The organism is Arthrobacter sp. MOO21 (assembly GCF_057369995.2).
The window spans coordinates 4395151-4410460 of record NZ_CM170671.2; the positions used below are offsets into that span (position 1 = coordinate 4395151).

The following is a 15310-nucleotide window of genomic DNA, read 5'->3' on the forward strand; positions in this document are numbered from 1 at the left end:
CCGTAGGCAAGGGAACTTGATACTTCGACGTTAGGCCCGGCGGCCCCCGAGGTCAAAGATGTTGGGCCCTTCGAAGGGGCGTGTCGAAACTTTGAGCCTCGACTTTAACCTTAACGTGACCTAGCCGTCGAAATCCTCGGGCTCGACGTCGTCGAGGAACTCCCGGAAGCGGCGCAGTTCGCGCTCCTCGTCCACCGTGGGGCCGGGCTCGGCGTCTTCTCCCTCATCGTGTTCGGTGATGCGGACCCCGGCCTCATCCATCACGGCGTCGGCACACCAGATCCGGCATTTGGCGCGAAGCGCGATGGCTAGGGCATCGGAAGCGCGGGAGCTCACTGTGGTTCCGTTTTCGAACTGCAGCTGCCCGTAAAAGATGTTGTCCTCCACGGCAACGATGTTCACGCTGACAACGGAGTGGCCAAGGGACTCCACGACGTCGACGAGGAGGTCGTGGGTCATCGGCCGGGGCGGGACCACGCCCTGCTGGGCGAGGGCGATGGCGCTGGCCTCGGGGGTGCCGATCCAAATGGGGACGTGGCGTTCCCCATGCATCTCCTTGAGCAGGACCAGGGGCTGGTTGGAGGGCAGTTCGATGCGAACGCCTACGATCTCGACTTCAATCATCAGATGTCCATGCGTGAGATGTGGTCCTGCACCAGGGCCCTGTGCAGGGTGAGGCAGAGGTCGCTGATTTCACGGGCAGCCTCGGCTGCCCGTGCCTGCGATGCCGCGTCCTTGCGCGAGGCAAGCGGTGCCACGGCTCGTTCCACCAGGCCGAATTCCCGTTCGGCCGCCGCCTGGAAAGGGCGAAGGTGCCGCGGCTCCAGGCCGTGGCTTTCCAATTGGACGCACGCGCGCGCCACCTGCAGGGCGTGTTCATCGAACTGGCCGTTGCTGTGGCTGATGAGTCCGAAGCTCAGGAGCGACTGGAGCAGGGGCACGCTGGCACCGGATTCCGTCCGCAACTGTTCCTCGGTCAGCTTTCGCCCACGGTTCTGCAGCTCAGCGGCGAGCTCGTCCGAAACGATGCGCGGGGAAACCACGACGCCGGGCGGCAGGTTATCCGGCCGCTCTCCCCTGTCGATGGCATCAAGGTAGTCCTTGATGACCTTCAGGGGCAGGTATTGGTCGCGCTGCAGGGCCAGCACGAAGCGCAGCCGCTCGACGTCGCCGTCGGAATACTGCCGGTAACCCGCCGGGGTGCGCCGCGGATTGATCAGGCCCTTCTCTTCCAGGAACCGGATTTTCGACGCTGTCATGCCGGGGAAGTCCGCGCTGAGCTGGGCGAGGACTTCGCCGATGTTCAGGACCTGGGGGCCCCGGCGTTCCGGTTGTGCCATTGCCACAGGCAGCGGTCCCCGGATCAGCCGCGGCCTGCAGCTGTGGCAGGGCTCAGGTAGAAGGTGAGGCGGAACTTGCCGATCTGGACTTCGCTGCCGGACTTCAACTCCACCCGGTCCACACGGTCGTGGTTGACGTAGGTGCCGTTGAGGCTGTTTTTGTCAACGACCTCGAAGCTGCGGGCGGTGCGGTGGAACTCGACGTGGCGGCGGGAAACCGTCACGTCATCCAGGAAGATGTCCGCGTCAGGGTGCCGGCCTGCCGTGGTCACGTCCGAGTCGAGCAGGAAGCGGGCGCCGGCGTTCGGGCCGCTGTGCGCCACGAGCAGCGCAGAGCCGGCCGGCAGGGCCTCAACCGAGTTGCGCTCATCGAAGGACAGCTTCGGCGCAATGGTGGGTTCATCGGTGACCGGGGTGAGATGGATCGAGGTGGTCTCCGACGCCTTAGCCGCACCCGCGCCGTAATCCCCATCGGCAGGGTTGTGTGTGTGGCCAGCCATGGATTCCTCCTCTTCGACGCTGCAGGTTCCAGGCCTGCAGCCAACGTTTACGCTCCGGCCCTGGCAGGTCCGGCCCCGGCTCCCCCATCCGGCCGCTGACGTGCGAAGACGTCCTGCCTGCGACGCGGGGCCGGACCGGAAATACCGGTTAGCTTTAGCCTACCTGTTGTTCGTACTCCGATGCACTGAGCAACGACTCAACGGCGTCAGGTTCGGCCAGTTTGACCTCGATGAGCCAGCCGTCACCGTATGGATCGGTGTTGATCAGGGCCGAATCGGTGTCCAGGGAGTCGTTGCGGGCCACTACTTCGCCACTGACGGGTGCGTAGATGTCGCTGACGCTCTTGGTCGACTCCACCTCACCCACGACTTCGTTTGCCGTAATCTTCGTGCCGGCCTCGGGCATCTGGGCGTAGACAACATCTCCAAGCGCATCCTGGGCGAAGTCGGTGATTCCCACCCGGACCACGCCGTCGGCATTGGGGGCCGACACCCACTCATGTTCGGCGGTGTAGGACAGGTCTTCGGGAATGTTGCTCATGGGGGGCCTTTCATCGGGGTACACCAACGTCACGGCGGCCCCCGGTGATCGGGCCGCCGCTGAAAGTATAGGCACAAGTGCCCCGGCCACCACCCGGGTTTCTGACAAGATGGGACCCATGAGTGCAAGCGCAGGTGCAGCATCTTTGGGACAGGGCAGGTAGGCCATGCCGGAACTGCCTGAAGTCGCCGGCCTGGCCGCGTTCCTTGACGCACAGCTGCGGGGCTGCACGGTGACGAAACTGCAGATCACCTCCTTCGCCGTGCTCAAGACGGCCGACCCGCCCTTCACCGCGGTTGAGGGCCGGACGGTGTCCGGTGTCCGGAGGTTCGGAAAGTTCATCAGCATCGACACCGACGGCGTTTCCCTGGTGTTCCACCTGGCGCGGGCGGGCTGGGTGCGGTTCACCGAGTCCCCTGCGGACAGCCAGCTCCGGATGGGCAAGGGCCTCATCGCGGTCCGCTGTGCGTTCTCCGGCCCGGAGGGGCCGCGGGGCCTTGACCTGACGGAAGCAGGCACCAAAAAGAGCCTGGCGGTCTACGTGGTGCGGGATCCGCAGGAGGTGCCGGGCATCGCCACGCTGGGCCCCGATCCTTTTACCGAGGCGTTCGACGCCGACATGCTCGCTGAGATCCTGGCCGGCAGTTCACAACAGATCAAGGGCCTCCTGCGCAGCCAGAGTGTCATCGCCGGCATTGGGAATGCCTACAGTGACGAAATCCTGCACGCGGCCCGGATCTCCCCCTTCGCCACTGCAAAGTCCCTTGACCGGGAGACGGTCCAGGTGCTGTACGACGCGATCCACAGCGTGCTGGGCGAAGCCCTGGCAGAGGCGGCGGGCAAGCCGCCCAAGGACCTCAAGGATGTGAAACGCAGCCATATGCGGGTGCACGCCCGTACAGGCCAGCCCTGCCCCGTCTGCGGCGACACGGTACGGGAAGTCTCCTTCGCGGACACGGCCCTGCAGTACTGTCCCACCTGCCAGACCAAGGGCAAGATCCTGGCTGACCGCAGGACTTCGAAGTTCTTAAAGTAAGAGGATCCCGCGTCAGAAGCTCCCCCCGACTGCCGGGGAAGCAGCAAGATGGGGATGTCCGGGCCTGTCGGGATTCCGTCGCGGGTGATCGGATTGCGATTCGGGACTTCCGGTCCTGCCCTGGCACTCCCGGGGGGCGTAGCGTCGTGACCACGGCTCGTAGTTCCCAATCAGCACTAAGGGGTCACAATGCGCCCGTCCCGACCGGCCATCCTTGGAATGACCTTGACCCTCGTCCTCGCCCTCACCGGTGGTCTCGGGGGAACGGCCTTAGGACCGCCCATGGCCGCCGCATCAGCGGTGGCCGCACAGCGGATTGTCCCGGCGTCGATGGCGGTCGGGCAGGCCGGCGACGACGCGATCGACGAGCACTATGAGCAGCTCGGCGGCAGCGCATCGTTCCTCGGCACGCCAGTAGGCAGCGCGTACGACATCGCCGGCGGCCGCGCCCAGGACTATACCGGCGGCACGATCTATTGGAGCGCGGGCACCGGGGCGCACGAGGTGCATGGGGCCATCCGCGGACGCTACCTCGCACTCGGCGGACCGGGCGGCTTCCTGGGCTTCCCGCTCACCGACGAGACCGCCACGCCGGGCGCCGCCGGCCGGTACAACGACTTCGCCGGAGGATCGCTCTACTGGAGCACCGGCACCTGGGTCCACGAAGTGCATGGGGCCATCCGCGGACGCTACCTCGCACTCGGCGGACCGGGCGGCTTCCTGGGCTTCCCGCTCACCGACGAGACCGCCACGCCGGGCGCCGCCGGCCGGTACAACGACTTCGCCGGAGGATCGCTCTACTGGAGCACCGGCACCTGGGTCCACGAAGTGCATGGGGCCATCCGCGGACGCTACCTCGCACTGGGCGGACCGGGCGGCTTCCTGGGCTTCCCCGTAACGGACGAGACCGCCACGCCGGGCGCCGCCGGCCGGTACAACGACTTCGCCGGCGGATCGATCTACTGGAGCACCGGCACGGGGGCACACGAGGTGCACGGGGCCATCCGCGGACGCTATCTGGAGCTCGGCGGCCCGTCCGGCGTGCTCGGGTTCCCCGTGACGGACGAGACCGCCACGCCGGGCGCCGCCGGCCGGTACAACGACTTCGCCGGCGGATCGATCTACTGGAGCGCCGGCACCTGGGCACACGAGGTGCACGGGGCCATCCGCGGACGCTATCTGGAGCTCGGCGGCCCGTCCGGCGTGCTCGGGTTCCCCGTGACGGACGAGACCGGCACCCCCGACGGGGTCGGCCGCTACAACCACTTCAGCGGCATGAACACCGGCTCGTCGATCTACTGGTCGCCTGCCACGGGAGCCCACGAGGTGTATGGAGCCATCCGGGCCCAGTGGGCGGCCCTCGGTTGGGAGCGCAGCCGGCTCGGCTACCCGACCAGCGGCGAGTACGGCATCACGGGTGGGCGCCGGAACGATTTCCAGCACGGTTCGATCCTGTGGCACGCGGCCAGTGGCAGGACCGAGGTCATCTACACCAGCGTCCCGGCGGGGCTCCTGGGCGTGGACCTCGAGCGCATTCCGACCACGCAGAAGGTTGTCGCGCTCACGTTCGACGCCGGCGCCAACGACGCCGGCCTCCGGTCGATCCTGAGCACCCTGGCAGCCAACGGCGTCCCAGGCACCTTCTTCCTCACCGGAGACTGGGTGAACCAGTTCCCCTCGGACCCGGCGCTGATTTATAACTCGGGGCATCGGATCGGCAATCACTCCATGACCCATCCGGACTTCACCACGCTGACCGATACCCGGATCGCGGCCGAGATCAGCAGTGCACAGAGGACCATCGAGGCCGCTGGAGGCGAGCCGCTCCCGTTCTTCCGCTTCCCGTTCGGCGCCCGCGATTCCCGCACGATCGCGGACGTCAACGCCGCCGGCTACGCGGCGATCCGGTGGACCGTCGACACCCTGGGCTGGCAAGGCACCATGAACGGAACGCGCGGACCGGGCTTCATCGTCCAGCGCGTCATGGCGTCGGCGCAGCCCGGGGAGATCGTCCTGATGCACCTCGGCTCGAACCCCGACGACGGCTCTACGCTCGACGCCGCGGCCCTCCCACAGGTGATCTCCCAGCTCCGGGCGGCAGGCTACGGTTTCGTCACCCTCGACGCCGCCCTCGGCTAGCAGGTCCCCCAAGGTGGGCACCGTGTGGTGCCCCTGGGAAAGAATGGTTATTCGCCGGCTGGTTCAATAAACATCAGCGCAAAGAAAAAGCCGCGGAAACCCTGAAGTTTCCGCGGCTTTATGGTCGGGCTGACAGGATTTGAACCTGCGACCCCTTGACCCCCAGTCAAGTGCGCTACCAAGCTGCGCTACAGCCCGCTGGTTCCGCCGTTCTCCGCTGAACTTCCACCCACGGATTTCTCCGAGGATTTCCATCAGCAGTCCGGCTGAACCACCTAGAAGAGCTTACACGATCCGGAGCGGTGCGAATGACACTTTCCGGATTTCAGTCCCAACGTGTCGAAGACAACACCGGGATCAGCGCTTCCGGCCGCGCTTTTCCCGCACGCGCATGCTGACCTCGATGGGCGTGCCTTCGAAGCCGAAGGTCTCACGCAGCCGGCGGGTGATGAACCGGCGGTACCCCGGGTCCAGGAACCCGGTGGTGAACAGCACGAACTTCGGCGGGCGGCTGGAGGCCTGCGTGCCGAAGAGGATGCGCGGCTGCTTGCCGCCGCGGACCGGGTGTGGGTGCGCGGCCACGAGCTCGCCCAGGAAGGCGTTGAGGCGTCCGGTGGCGATGCGCTTGTCCCAGTTCTCCAGGGCCAGGTCCAGGGCGGGAACCAGCCTGTCCTTGTGCCAGCCCGTCTTTGCCGAAATGTTCACGCGCGGAGCCCAGTCCACGTGGGCCAGGTCCTGCTCGATCTCACGTTCGAGGTAGCGGCGCCGTTCGTCGTCGAGCAGGTCCCATTTGTTGAAGGCCAGGACGAGCGCCCTGCCGGACTCGATGGCAAGCTGCAGGATACGGACGTCCTGCTCGCTCAGGACCTCGTCCACAGCGAGGAGCACGACGGCGACCTCCGCCTTTTCGAGGGCGGCCTGGGTCCGCAGCGAGGCGTAGTAGTCGGCGCCCTGCGCCATGTGTTGGCGGCGGCGGATGCCTGCCGTGTCAACGAAGCGCCAGGTACGGCCGCCGAGTTCGATGAACTCGTCCACCGGGTCACGGGTGGTGCCGGCGGTGTTGTCCACCACCACGCGCTCGGAGCCGGCCAGCTTGTTCAGCAGCGAGGACTTGCCCACGTTCGGGCGGCCGATCAGGGCGATGCGTCGCGGACCGCCGGAACGGTCAGTGCCCTCGATGGTGGAAAATTCCGGCAGCACGTCCATGACCTTGTCCAGCAGGTCGGCCACGCCGCGGCCGTGCAGCGCCGAAACAGGGTACGGCTCGCCGAAGCCGAGGCCCCAGAGGACGGCCGAGTCCGCTTCCTGCGCGAAGTCGTCCACCTTGTTGGCGACCAGGATGACCGGCTTCTTGCTGCGGCGCAGCATCTTCATCACGGCTTCGTCCGTGGCGGTTGCCCCGACGGCCGAGTCCACCACAAAGAGCACGGCGTCAGCGAGCTCCACGGCCATCTCAGCCTGCTCGGCCACGCGGGCGTGGATGCCGCGGGCGTCGTGTTCCCAGCCGCCGGTGTCCACCAGCGTGAAGTTGCGGCCGTTCCAGTTGGCCGAGTACATGACGCGGTCACGGGTGACCCCGGGGGTGTCCTCCACCACGGCTTCGCGGCGGCCCAGGATGCGGTTCACCAGGGTCGACTTCCCCACGTTCGGCCGGCCGATGATGGCCAGCACGGGGTCCAGTTTGACGGGGCCTTCGAACTCCTCGTCGCCGTACTCTCCGCTCAGCAGGGCGGCGTCGTCCTCATCGAGGTCGTAGTCCTCCAGCCCGGCCCGGAGGGAGGCCGCGCGCAGCTCCGCTTCGTCGTCGTCGATGGCTGCCAGCCGTTCTGCAACCTGGTCGGCGCCGCTGGGAGTGTATTCGTCGTCGTCCGCGCCGGGATATCCCGAAGTCTGGGTGGTGTCGCTCATTGCACTGTCCTTAGTGGTCATCTGCCGGCGTCCCGGCTACTGCTGTCAAGTCTTGATGTTCAGCGAAGGGCAGGGGCTGCCCGCTGAGTTGTACGGTGTCCTGGACGTGCCCCGCGAGCGCTGCCCGGATCTCCTGCGCCGCCCTGTCCATTGAAGCACGGCCGCTTTCGCCGGCCCGGCGGGACAGGGTGAGGGCCCCACCGAAGCTGACGTAGAACCGCCGCCCCGGCCGCGGCACTGAGTCGAGGTGCTCATGGCCGGTCCGGGTGCCCAGGATGGCGACCGGCACCACCGGCGCCCCTGAGTTCAGCGCGAGCCAAGCCACGCCGCCGTTGATGTCCGCGGCCGCGCCGCTCCCCCGCGTTCCTTCAGGGAGAATCCCCACGCACCGGCCGGCGTCGAGCACTTCCCTGCAGCGCTGCAGCGCGGCACGGTCCCCGCTGCGGTCCACCGGAAGTTGGCCGGACGCTGTCAGCACGCGCCCCAGGAAGCCCTTGAACATTTCCTGTTTGACCAGGATGTGCATGGGCCGCGGCGCCGCCCCGAACATCACGGGGCCATCGAGGAAACTGATGTGGTTGGCCGCGAAGATCACCGGCCCCCCGGTAGGGACGTGGCTCTTGCCCGTCACCGAGGCCCGGTAGACCAGATGGTCCAGGATCCAGCCCACGGGCCTGCTCCATGCCAGGGTCAGGCCGGACGGCACGCCAGCCCTCCCGTCAGTCACGGTTGAGGACCTTGGTCACTATCACGAGGGCGGCGTCCACGGTCTGTTCGAAGTTGAGGTCGGAGGAGTCCAGCGTCACCACGCCGGACGCGGCCTGCGTGAAGTTGACCACGGTGGAATCCCTGGCATCCCGGCGGGTGACCTGCGCCGCGAGTTGCTCGGCATTCTGCGTTCCGCCCAGCTGGATGCCCCGGCGCCGCAGGCGCGCTTCCTCGCTGGCGGTCAGGAGCATCCGCACCTCGGCGCCGGGCGCGACGACGGTAGTGATGTCCCTGCCTTCCACCACCATGCGGCGGTGGTGCTTTTCGATCAGCTCGCGCTGGCGCCGGATGAGTTCGGTCCGGGCGCCGAGGGTGGTGGCGACGGAGCTGACGGCCGAGGAGATGGCGGGTTCGCGGATGGCGTCGGTGACGTCCACCCCGTCCACCCGAACGAATTCCTCATTGGGGCTGGTGCTCAGTTCCAGGACCAGGTCCCGGGAAGCCTGCTCCACCGCCGCGCCATCCTCGAGGTCGATGCCGTTGGTGACGCAGTGCCACGTGAGGGCGCGGTACATTGCACCCGTGTCCAGGTAGGCGAGCCGCAGCCTGCGGGCCACTTCCTTGCTGACGCTGGACTTGCCGGAGCCGGATGGCCCGTCGATGGCAACCACCAGTGGCCGTCCGACGCGGAGCGCGGGCAGTGTGTCGAGAAGTTCCTGTGTCATTACTGGAGTACCCGCCATCCGCGGTCGTTAAGTGCTTCGATCAGGTGGTCGTGCTTGTTGGGCAACACTGACAATTCCACCATGCCCACGTTCTGCCCGGACGAATGGTCCAGGCGGAGGTCTTCAACATTCACGCCGATTTCACCTATTTCGGTGAGCAGCTGAGCGATCTGCCCGGGCCTGTCGTCCACGAGCACGGTAAGCCATGAGTACGCCTGCGGCGGTCCGCCGTGCTTGCCCGGAATCCGCGCCTGGCCGGCGTTGCCCTCGCTGATCAGCTGGGCAAGGTCCAGCCGCGCTCCGGGCGCGGTGGGGTGTTCCAGTGTTCCGATCAGCCGGTTCAGGTCCTCGCGGACGCCGTAGAGGATTTCGACCACCTTGGCAGCGTTCCCGCCCAGGATCTGCACCCACAGGGTGGGATCGCTGGCGGCGATCCTGGTGGTGTCCCGCAGACCGTTGCCGGCGAGGGACAGCGCGTGCAGCGGCGTACCCTGCAACCGGCTTGCCAGCAGCGATGCCATCACCTGCGGCAGGTGCGAGACCAGGGCGACGGCTTCGTCATGTTCGTCGGCCGTGAACTGGGAAACAACGGCGCCCAGGTCGGAGGCCAGCGACCGTGCCACCTGCAGGGCATGCGCCGATGTCTCCTCCGAGGGGCAGACTACCCAGGGCATGGAGGTGAACAGTTCGCCGCGCGCTGCCACCGGGCCGGACTTTTCCCGCCCCGCCATGGGGTGGGTTCCGACGTAGCGGGACAGGTCGGCCCCCACGTTGCGGAGCCTGGACTGGATGCCGGCCTTGACGCTGGCGATGTCCACCACTACCGCTTCGGGGTATGTCTCCAGGGCCTGGTGCACCACGTGGGCGGTGACGTCCGGCGGCGCCGCGACGACCACCAGCTCAGGCGTGGCATCGCCCAGTTCGGCCAGGGGGCGCCCCGCCCCGATATCAACGGCCACTGCCTGGTTGGTCGGTGAGGGGTCGGAGAGGAACACCGGGACGCCGCGGCCGCGCAGGCCCAGCCCGATGCTGGTGCCAAGCAGTCCCGTGCCGATGACCACCACCGGTCCGCTCAGGTGTCCGCGGCCGTGGCTGTGGAATGCCGACATTGGTCAGAGTCCTACGGATGCCAGCAGATGCCCGACTTCCTGCTTGCCCAGGTTGCGGATGCTGCCCTGGCGCTGGTCTCCCAGGCCGATGGGACCGACCTTGACCCTGACCAGCCGCTGGACCGGGAAGCCGACGGCGTCGAAGAGGCGGCGGACGATGCGGTTCTTGCCAGAGTGGAGCACGACCTCGATCAGGACATGTCCGGGCGTGGAGTCCACCAGCCGGAAGGAGTCGACGGCAGCCATGCCATCCTCGAGTTCAACGCCTGCCTTCAACTGCGCACCGATGCCCTGCGGGAACGGCCCACGGACCTGGACCAGGTAGGTCTTGGGAACCTCGTAGGACGGGTGGGTGAGCCGGTTGGCCAGTTCGCCGTCGTTGGTCAGCAGCAGCAGGCCTTCGGTGGCGACGTCCAGGCGGCCCACGTGGAAAAGCCGTTCGCCGGTGTTCTTGTTGCTCTTGAGGAAGTCGCTGATGCAGGGGCGGCCCTCGGGGTCCTCCATGGTGGAAACAACGCCCTTGGGCTTGTTGAACACCATGTAGACCAGGTTTTCGTCCAGCTGGATCCGCAGCCCGTCGACGTGGATCACCGCGGTCTTGGGGTCCACGCGGACGCCGAGTTCGGTGACCACCTGGCCGTCCACCTCCACGCGGCCTTCGGCAATCATTTCCTCGCAGACGCGCCGGGACGCGACTCCCGCCGAGGCCATCACCTTCTGGAGGCGAACGCCGTCGGCATCATGGAGTTCGGACTGGGGAACGTTGCCGCGCGGGCCCTTCTTCCGTCCGGGCTTGCGGACCGGGCCCAGGTTCTGGCCGAAGCGTTCACTGCCGAAGGCACGGGAGGCTGCCGCGCCGGGGGCACCGGTGCGCGGCTTGGGCTTGGGCGCGCCGGGGGTTCCGGGCGCCTTCTTGGCTCCGGGCTTGCGGGCTGCGGGCTTGCGCGACGACGGCTTGGCCGGCTTGGAGGCCTCCGTTCCGTGGGCGGGCTGGCCACCGAGATCGGGGTCGACGAAGCGTTCCTCGCGCGGCTTGGGCGCGCGGTGCGGCCGGTCGCCGCCGAATCCGGAGGCGCGCTTGCCCGCGCCGCTGCGGGATCCCCCGCTGAAGTTTCCGCCCTGTGGGCTGCGCTGCTGGGAACCGCGTTCCTTGCCGCTGCGTCCCGAACCGTTACGTGGTGAACCCTGGCGTCCCGCCTGTGTCATGACCCGTCCTTAATGTATTGGCCGGCACGATGTCCAAAGACAACCCTAGCCAGCCGCGCAGATTTAGTCTGCCCTGATAAAAATATTCGCGCAGGCAGGAACTTCCTGCCTACATGGTGTCGGCGTCGTAGAACTCCGGGATCCCCTCGAGCCCCGGCAAATGCGGCGACAATTGAGGCAGGTCCTCCACCGAACCAATCCCCATCCGCTCGAGGAAGTACGAGGTGGTCCGGTACAGGAGCGCGCCAGACTCGGGATCCGGTCCCGCGTCCTCGATCAGCCCGCGCTGGGCCAGTGTCCGTACGACAGAATCGACATTGACTCCGCGAATTGCAGACACCCTGGCCCGGGAAACGGGCTGGCGGTATGCAATAACTGCCAGCGTTTCCAATGCCGCCTGGGTGAGCCTGGCGGTCTGCCCCTCGAGCACGTACTTGCCAACGACGTCGGCAAACTCTGCGCGTGAGTAGATCCGCCAGCCACCGGCGATGTTCCGCAATTCAAAACCCCGGGGGCTGGAACCGAAGCCAGCTGGGCTGTCGTCTTCCATATCCGGGGCATTAACAGTATAGCCGCTGTACTCACGCTGGAGTTCTGCCAGCAGCGACCGCACCTCCCCCACGGTCAGCCCCACCCCCGCGGCCAGTTCCTCCTCCGTGGCAGGTTCGTCCAGGACCATCAGGACTGCTTCGATCGCGGCCTTGGCGCCGCCGGGACGCCGCAGGAAGTCCGGATCATTCTCTGCTTCCATTTCCGGTTCCGGATTCACGGTTGCTCCTCGTACTCTTCGCTCACGTTTTCTGCGGACCAGTCCCGGTCCCCGGCGGTCCAATGGATGGCCAGCTCTGCCAGCGGCGAGAGCTGGTCAAAGGACACCACCCGGTCGCGGAACAGCTCCAGCAGGGCCAGGAACCTCGCCACCACTACCAGGGTGGAACTGGCGTCGGCGATCAGCGACCGGAAGGAAAGCGGCGACTCCCGTCGAAGCCGCAGCCCCAGTATCTCTGCCTGCTCCTTGACGCTGACGTTGCTGCCGTGCAGGTGGCCGAGGGCAACCTGTGGAGGTTCTGCCGGCGCCTTGGGCCGAAGTGCGGCTTCGGCGAGGGCGGCGAACTGGTCCGGCGTGTGTTTCCAGACCAGCTCGGGCAGCATCGCGGCGAAATGCTCCTCCAGCCCCACCTGCCGCGGGAAACGCCGGCCTTCCTGCTGCAGGGTTTCGCCGAGGAGGGCGGCCACCTGCTTGAAGGCCTTGTATTGGAGCAGGCGGGCGAAGAGGAGGTCCCGGGCCTCCAGCAGGGCGATGTCCTCATCGTCCTCCACTTCACCGGCCGGAAGGAGCCGGGCCGCCTTGAGGTCGAGCAGCGTGGCTGCGATCACGAGGAACTCGCTTGCCTCGTCCAGTGCCCATTCCTCGCCGAGATCCTGCAGCTTGCGGATGTATTTGATGAATTCATCCGTCACGGTGGCAATGGCCACTTCCGTGATGTCCAGCTGGTGCTTGGCGATCAGTCCGAGGAGAAGGTCGAACGGGCCCGTGAAGTTGGCCAGCCGCACCTCGAAGCCGGGTTTGGGATCGGCCACGGCGTGGCTAGGGTGCGCCGCCGCGGGAAATCAGCTCCTTGGCCAGGCGGCGGTAGGCGTCCGCGCCCACGTGGTTGCCGGCATAGCTGGTGATGGGCTCCGCGGCGACGGTGGCATCGGCGAACTTGATGGAGCGCTTGATGACTGTCTCGAATACCTTCTCGCCGAAGGCCTCAACCAGGCGGGTGATGACCTCCCGGCTGTGCAGCGTCCGCGCGTCATACATGGTGGCCAGCACGCCGTCGACCTGCAGCCGCGGGTTGAGCCGGTCCTGGACTTTGTCGATGGTCTCCACCAGCAGTGCCACGGCGCGGAGGGCGAAGAACTCGCAGATCAACGGGATGATGACGCCATGGGCGGCCGTGAGGGCGTTGACCGTCAGCAGGCCCAGGGAGGGCTGGCAGTCGATCAGGACGACGTCGTAGTCGTCCTCGACTTTCTTGAGGGCACGGTCCAGGACCTGCTCCCGGGCCACCTCGTTGACCAGCTGCACTTCCGCGGCGGAGAGGTCGATGTTGGCCGGCAGCAGGTGGACGTTCTCCACGCCGGTCTGGTGGATCGCTTCCCGGATGTCCACTTTGCGGTCCATCAGGACGTTGTACACGGTGAGGTCCAGTTCGTGCGGGTTCACGCCCAGGCCTGCCGACAGCGCACCCTGGGGATCGAAATCCACCAGGAGGACGCGGCGGCCATACTCGGCGAGCGCCGCGGCAAGGTTGATGGTGGACGTGGTCTTGCCGACCCCGCCCTTCTGGTTGACCATGGCGATGACGCGGGCCGGGCCATGGGAGGACAGCGGCGCGGGTTCGGGGAACTCGCGCAGTGGCCGTCCCGTGGGGCCCATCACCGCGTTATCCAGGTCGAATTCCGTGCCTTCCAGAGTTGCCGAACCCTGTTCGCTGCTCACGTATCTGTCCACACTTTCGATGACGGTGATTTCCTGCCGCTGGCTCGCCAGCGCCGTTCGTTCTTGCTCCCAAGGTTACAGCGCCCGACACGGTATTCGAGGGAACTTGACTTTCCGCGGATGTTGAGCCTTGACCCTCTAGTTGAGGTCGAAGGTTGTCCCTTGCCATGCAGAAAACCGCCCCCGCAGGCCGGCTGCGGGGGCGGTTTTTGCGCGATGGTACTGCCGAAGGCTAGGCCTTGGCTGCCTCGCGGGCGCCTTCTTCCTTCGGTGCCATCTCGCCGTGGTGGTGGGCCAGCATGGTGGCTTCGTCGAACGGCTCCTGGCCGGACAGTACGCGCCCCACCTGGCCGCCGTCGATTTCCTTGACCCAGGTGCCGATCAGGACCGTGGCAACGGCGTTGCCGGTGAAGTTGGTCAGGGCGCGGGCCTCGGACATGAAGCGGTCGATGCCGACGATCATGCCCACGCCGCCCAGCAGCTCCGGCTTGTGGGCCTGCAGGCCTGCCGCGAGGGTGGCCAGGCCGGCGCCGGTGACACCGGCGGCGCCCTTGGAGGCGATGATCATGAAGACCAGCAGGGAGATCTGGGCACCAAGGTCCAGCGGGGTTCCCATGGCGTTGGCCACGAAGAGGGAGGCCATGGTCAGGTAGATGGCCGTGCCGTCCAGGTTGAACGAGTAGCCGGTGGGAACGGTGACGCCGACGACGGGCTTGGAGACACCAAGGTGTTCCATCTTGGCGATGAGGCGCGGCAGGGCGGCCTCGGAGGACGAGGTGGAGAAGATCAGGAGGTACTCGCGGGCCAGGTACTTCATCAGCTTGAAGATGTTCACGCCTGCCACCACCTGCAGGAGGCCGCCGAGGATGACCACGATGAACAGGGCGCAGGTGATGTAGAAGGCAATCATCAGGGTGAACATGCTCACGATCGCCTGGACGCCGGTTGCCCCGACGACAGCGGCGATGGCGCCAAAGGCGCCCACCGGAGCGAGCCACATGATCATGATGAGGATGCGGAACACCAGCGCCTGGCCGTGGCCGATGGCCTTCAGGATCGGCGCGCCCTGGGCGCCCATCTTCTGGAGCGCGAAGCCGACCAGGATGGCGGCAAGCAGGGTGGGCAGTACGGGGACGTCACCCGGGATGATGCCCAGCAGGAAGTCGACGGTGCTGTCCGTGGCTGCCTTCTTGTTGGGGTCGTAGGGTGTCAGCTTCAGTCCTTCACCGGGGTGGATCAGGTTGCCCACCACCAGGCCGATGGCCAGCGCGAAGGTGGACATGATGATGAAGTAGCCCAGCGCCAGTCCACCCACCTTGCCGACGGTGGCGGCCTTGGCGATGGAGCCGATGCCCAGGACGATGGTGCAGAAGATGACCGGCGCGATCATCATCTTGATGAGCTTGATGAAGCCGTCTCCGAGGGGCTTCAGGGACTTGCCCACCTCGGGGAAGAGCAGGCCCACCACTGCGCCGAGGATGACGGCGGCGATAACGGCAATGTAGAGGTAATGCGACTTGTCCAGTCCCTTGCGCCGCGGCGTCGCGGTCTCGGGCGACTCTCCTCGTTGAGAAGCCATGATGTGTCTCCTTGTGGATATTCTGATAGAC

Annotated in this window: 15 protein-coding genes and 1 tRNA gene; 2 read left to right on the top strand and 14 right to left on the bottom strand. The window is 66.7% G+C overall.

Annotation, left to right across the window (positions count from 1 at the left end; translation table 11 throughout):
• Window positions 1-120: 120 nt before the first annotated feature.
• From AC2JAJ_RS20435 to gcvH, 4 genes are all read right to left on the bottom strand, one after another.
• The gene (locus tag AC2JAJ_RS20435) at window positions 121-624 is read right to left on the bottom strand and encodes a bifunctional nuclease family protein (protein ID WP_221387474.1); all 504 of its coding nucleotides are present in this window, start codon (window positions 622-624) and stop codon (window positions 121-123) included.
• Window positions 624-1340, bottom strand: coding sequence for a transcriptional regulator FtsR (gene ftsR, locus AC2JAJ_RS20440; protein ID WP_221387473.1), 717 nt, complete (start codon window positions 1338-1340; stop codon window positions 624-626). The genes AC2JAJ_RS20435 and ftsR overlap by 1 nt, the downstream gene beginning before the upstream one ends.
• Before the next feature lie 23 nt (window positions 1341-1363).
• The gene (locus AC2JAJ_RS20445; RefSeq protein ID WP_221387472.1) at window positions 1364-1840 is read right to left on the bottom strand and encodes an FHA domain-containing protein; all 477 of its coding nucleotides are present in this window, start codon (window positions 1838-1840) and stop codon (window positions 1364-1366) included.
• A gap of 154 nt (window positions 1841-1994) precedes the next feature.
• On the bottom strand, window positions 1995-2381 hold the full coding sequence (gcvH, locus tag AC2JAJ_RS20450; protein ID WP_221387471.1) for a glycine cleavage system protein GcvH: 387 nt from the start codon (window positions 2379-2381) through the stop codon (window positions 1995-1997).
• A 166-nt stretch (window positions 2382-2547) separates the two neighbouring features.
• Between gcvH and AC2JAJ_RS20455 the strand changes: the two genes are divergently transcribed.
• Window positions 2548-3417, top strand: a complete 870-nt coding sequence (locus AC2JAJ_RS20455) for an Fpg/Nei family DNA glycosylase (RefSeq protein WP_486414723.1) — start codon at window positions 2548-2550, stop codon at window positions 3415-3417.
• Between the two features lie 282 nt (window positions 3418-3699).
• Window positions 3700-5556 carry a polysaccharide deacetylase family protein gene (locus AC2JAJ_RS20460; protein WP_486414722.1) on the top strand — a complete coding sequence of 619 codons (1857 nt, stop codon included), beginning with the start codon at window positions 3700-3702 and terminating at the stop codon, window positions 5554-5556.
• Window positions 5557-5677: 121 nt separating this feature from the next.
• Here the strand turns inward: AC2JAJ_RS20460 and AC2JAJ_RS20465 are convergent.
• The 10 genes from AC2JAJ_RS20465 to AC2JAJ_RS20510 form a co-directional block, all read right to left on the bottom strand.
• Window positions 5678-5754 (bottom strand) — tRNA-Pro (locus AC2JAJ_RS20465).
• Between the two features lie 159 nt (window positions 5755-5913).
• Window positions 5914-7464: a ribosome biogenesis GTPase Der gene (gene der / locus AC2JAJ_RS20470; RefSeq protein WP_221387469.1), complete on the bottom strand. Its 1551-nt coding sequence runs from the start codon at window positions 7462-7464 to the stop codon at window positions 5914-5916.
• A 10-nt stretch (window positions 7465-7474) separates the two neighbouring features.
• Window positions 7475-8191, bottom strand: a complete 717-nt coding sequence (locus AC2JAJ_RS20475; RefSeq protein WP_486414721.1) for a lysophospholipid acyltransferase family protein — start codon at window positions 8189-8191, stop codon at window positions 7475-7477.
• Window positions 8184-8897, bottom strand: coding sequence for a (d)CMP kinase (gene cmk, locus AC2JAJ_RS20480; RefSeq protein WP_486414720.1), 714 nt, complete (start codon window positions 8895-8897; stop codon window positions 8184-8186). Before cmk ends, AC2JAJ_RS20475 begins: the two co-directional genes overlap by 8 nt.
• Window positions 8897-10006, bottom strand: a complete 1110-nt coding sequence (locus tag AC2JAJ_RS20485) for a prephenate dehydrogenase (RefSeq protein WP_221387466.1) — start codon at window positions 10004-10006, stop codon at window positions 8897-8899. The genes cmk and AC2JAJ_RS20485 overlap by 1 nt, the downstream gene beginning before the upstream one ends.
• 3 nt (window positions 10007-10009) lie before the next feature.
• Window positions 10010-11212: a pseudouridine synthase gene (locus AC2JAJ_RS20490; RefSeq protein WP_473692789.1), complete on the bottom strand. Its 1203-nt coding sequence runs from the start codon at window positions 11210-11212 to the stop codon at window positions 10010-10012.
• Window positions 11213-11321: 109 nt separating this feature from the next.
• The gene (gene scpB, locus AC2JAJ_RS20495) at window positions 11322-11963 is read right to left on the bottom strand and encodes an SMC-Scp complex subunit ScpB (RefSeq protein ID WP_473697576.1); all 642 of its coding nucleotides are present in this window, start codon (window positions 11961-11963) and stop codon (window positions 11322-11324) included.
• A 14-nt stretch (window positions 11964-11977) separates the two neighbouring features.
• Window positions 11978-12793, bottom strand: a complete 816-nt coding sequence (locus AC2JAJ_RS20500) for a segregation and condensation protein A (RefSeq protein ID WP_473692791.1) — start codon at window positions 12791-12793, stop codon at window positions 11978-11980.
• A 7-nt stretch (window positions 12794-12800) separates the two neighbouring features.
• A complete protein-coding gene (locus AC2JAJ_RS20505; RefSeq protein ID WP_221387463.1) occupies window positions 12801-13700 on the bottom strand; it encodes a ParA family protein in 900 nt (299 codons plus the stop codon).
• 232 nt (window positions 13701-13932) lie between these two features.
• Complete coding sequence (locus AC2JAJ_RS20510; protein WP_221387462.1) at window positions 13933-15279, bottom strand: cation:dicarboxylate symporter family transporter; 1347 nt, start codon at window positions 15277-15279, stop codon at window positions 13933-13935.
• Window positions 15280-15310: the final 31 nt, after the last annotated feature.

Coding starts and splice junctions, on each gene's coding strand:
- AC2JAJ_RS20435 (WP_221387474.1), bottom strand. CDS start 624: ATGATTGAAGTCGAGATCGTAGGCGTTCGCATCGAACTGCCCTCCAAC.
- ftsR (WP_221387473.1), bottom strand. CDS start 1,340: ATGGCACAACCGGAACGCCGGGGCCCCCAGGTCCTGAACATCGGCGAA.
- AC2JAJ_RS20445 (WP_221387472.1), bottom strand. CDS start 1,840: ATGGCTGGCCACACACACAACCCTGCCGATGGGGATTACGGCGCGGGT.
- gcvH (WP_221387471.1), bottom strand. CDS start 2,381: ATGAGCAACATTCCCGAAGACCTGTCCTACACCGCCGAACATGAGTGG.
- AC2JAJ_RS20455 (WP_486414723.1), top strand. CDS start 2,548: ATGCCGGAACTGCCTGAAGTCGCCGGCCTGGCCGCGTTCCTTGACGCA.
- AC2JAJ_RS20460 (WP_486414722.1), top strand. CDS start 3,700: ATGGCCGCCGCATCAGCGGTGGCCGCACAGCGGATTGTCCCGGCGTCG.
- der (WP_221387469.1), bottom strand. CDS start 7,464: ATGAGCGACACCACCCAGACTTCGGGATATCCCGGCGCGGACGACGAC.
- cmk (WP_486414720.1), bottom strand. CDS start 8,897: ATGACACAGGAACTTCTCGACACACTGCCCGCGCTCCGCGTCGGACGG.
- AC2JAJ_RS20485 (WP_221387466.1), bottom strand. CDS start 10,006: ATGTCGGCATTCCACAGCCACGGCCGCGGACACCTGAGCGGACCGGTG.
- AC2JAJ_RS20490 (WP_473692789.1), bottom strand. CDS start 11,212: ATGACACAGGCGGGACGCCAGGGTTCACCACGTAACGGTTCGGGACGC.
- scpB (WP_473697576.1), bottom strand. CDS start 11,963: ATGGAAGCAGAGAATGATCCGGACTTCCTGCGGCGTCCCGGCGGCGCC.
- AC2JAJ_RS20510 (WP_221387462.1), bottom strand. CDS start 15,279: ATGGCTTCTCAACGAGGAGAGTCGCCCGAGACCGCGACGCCGCGGCGC.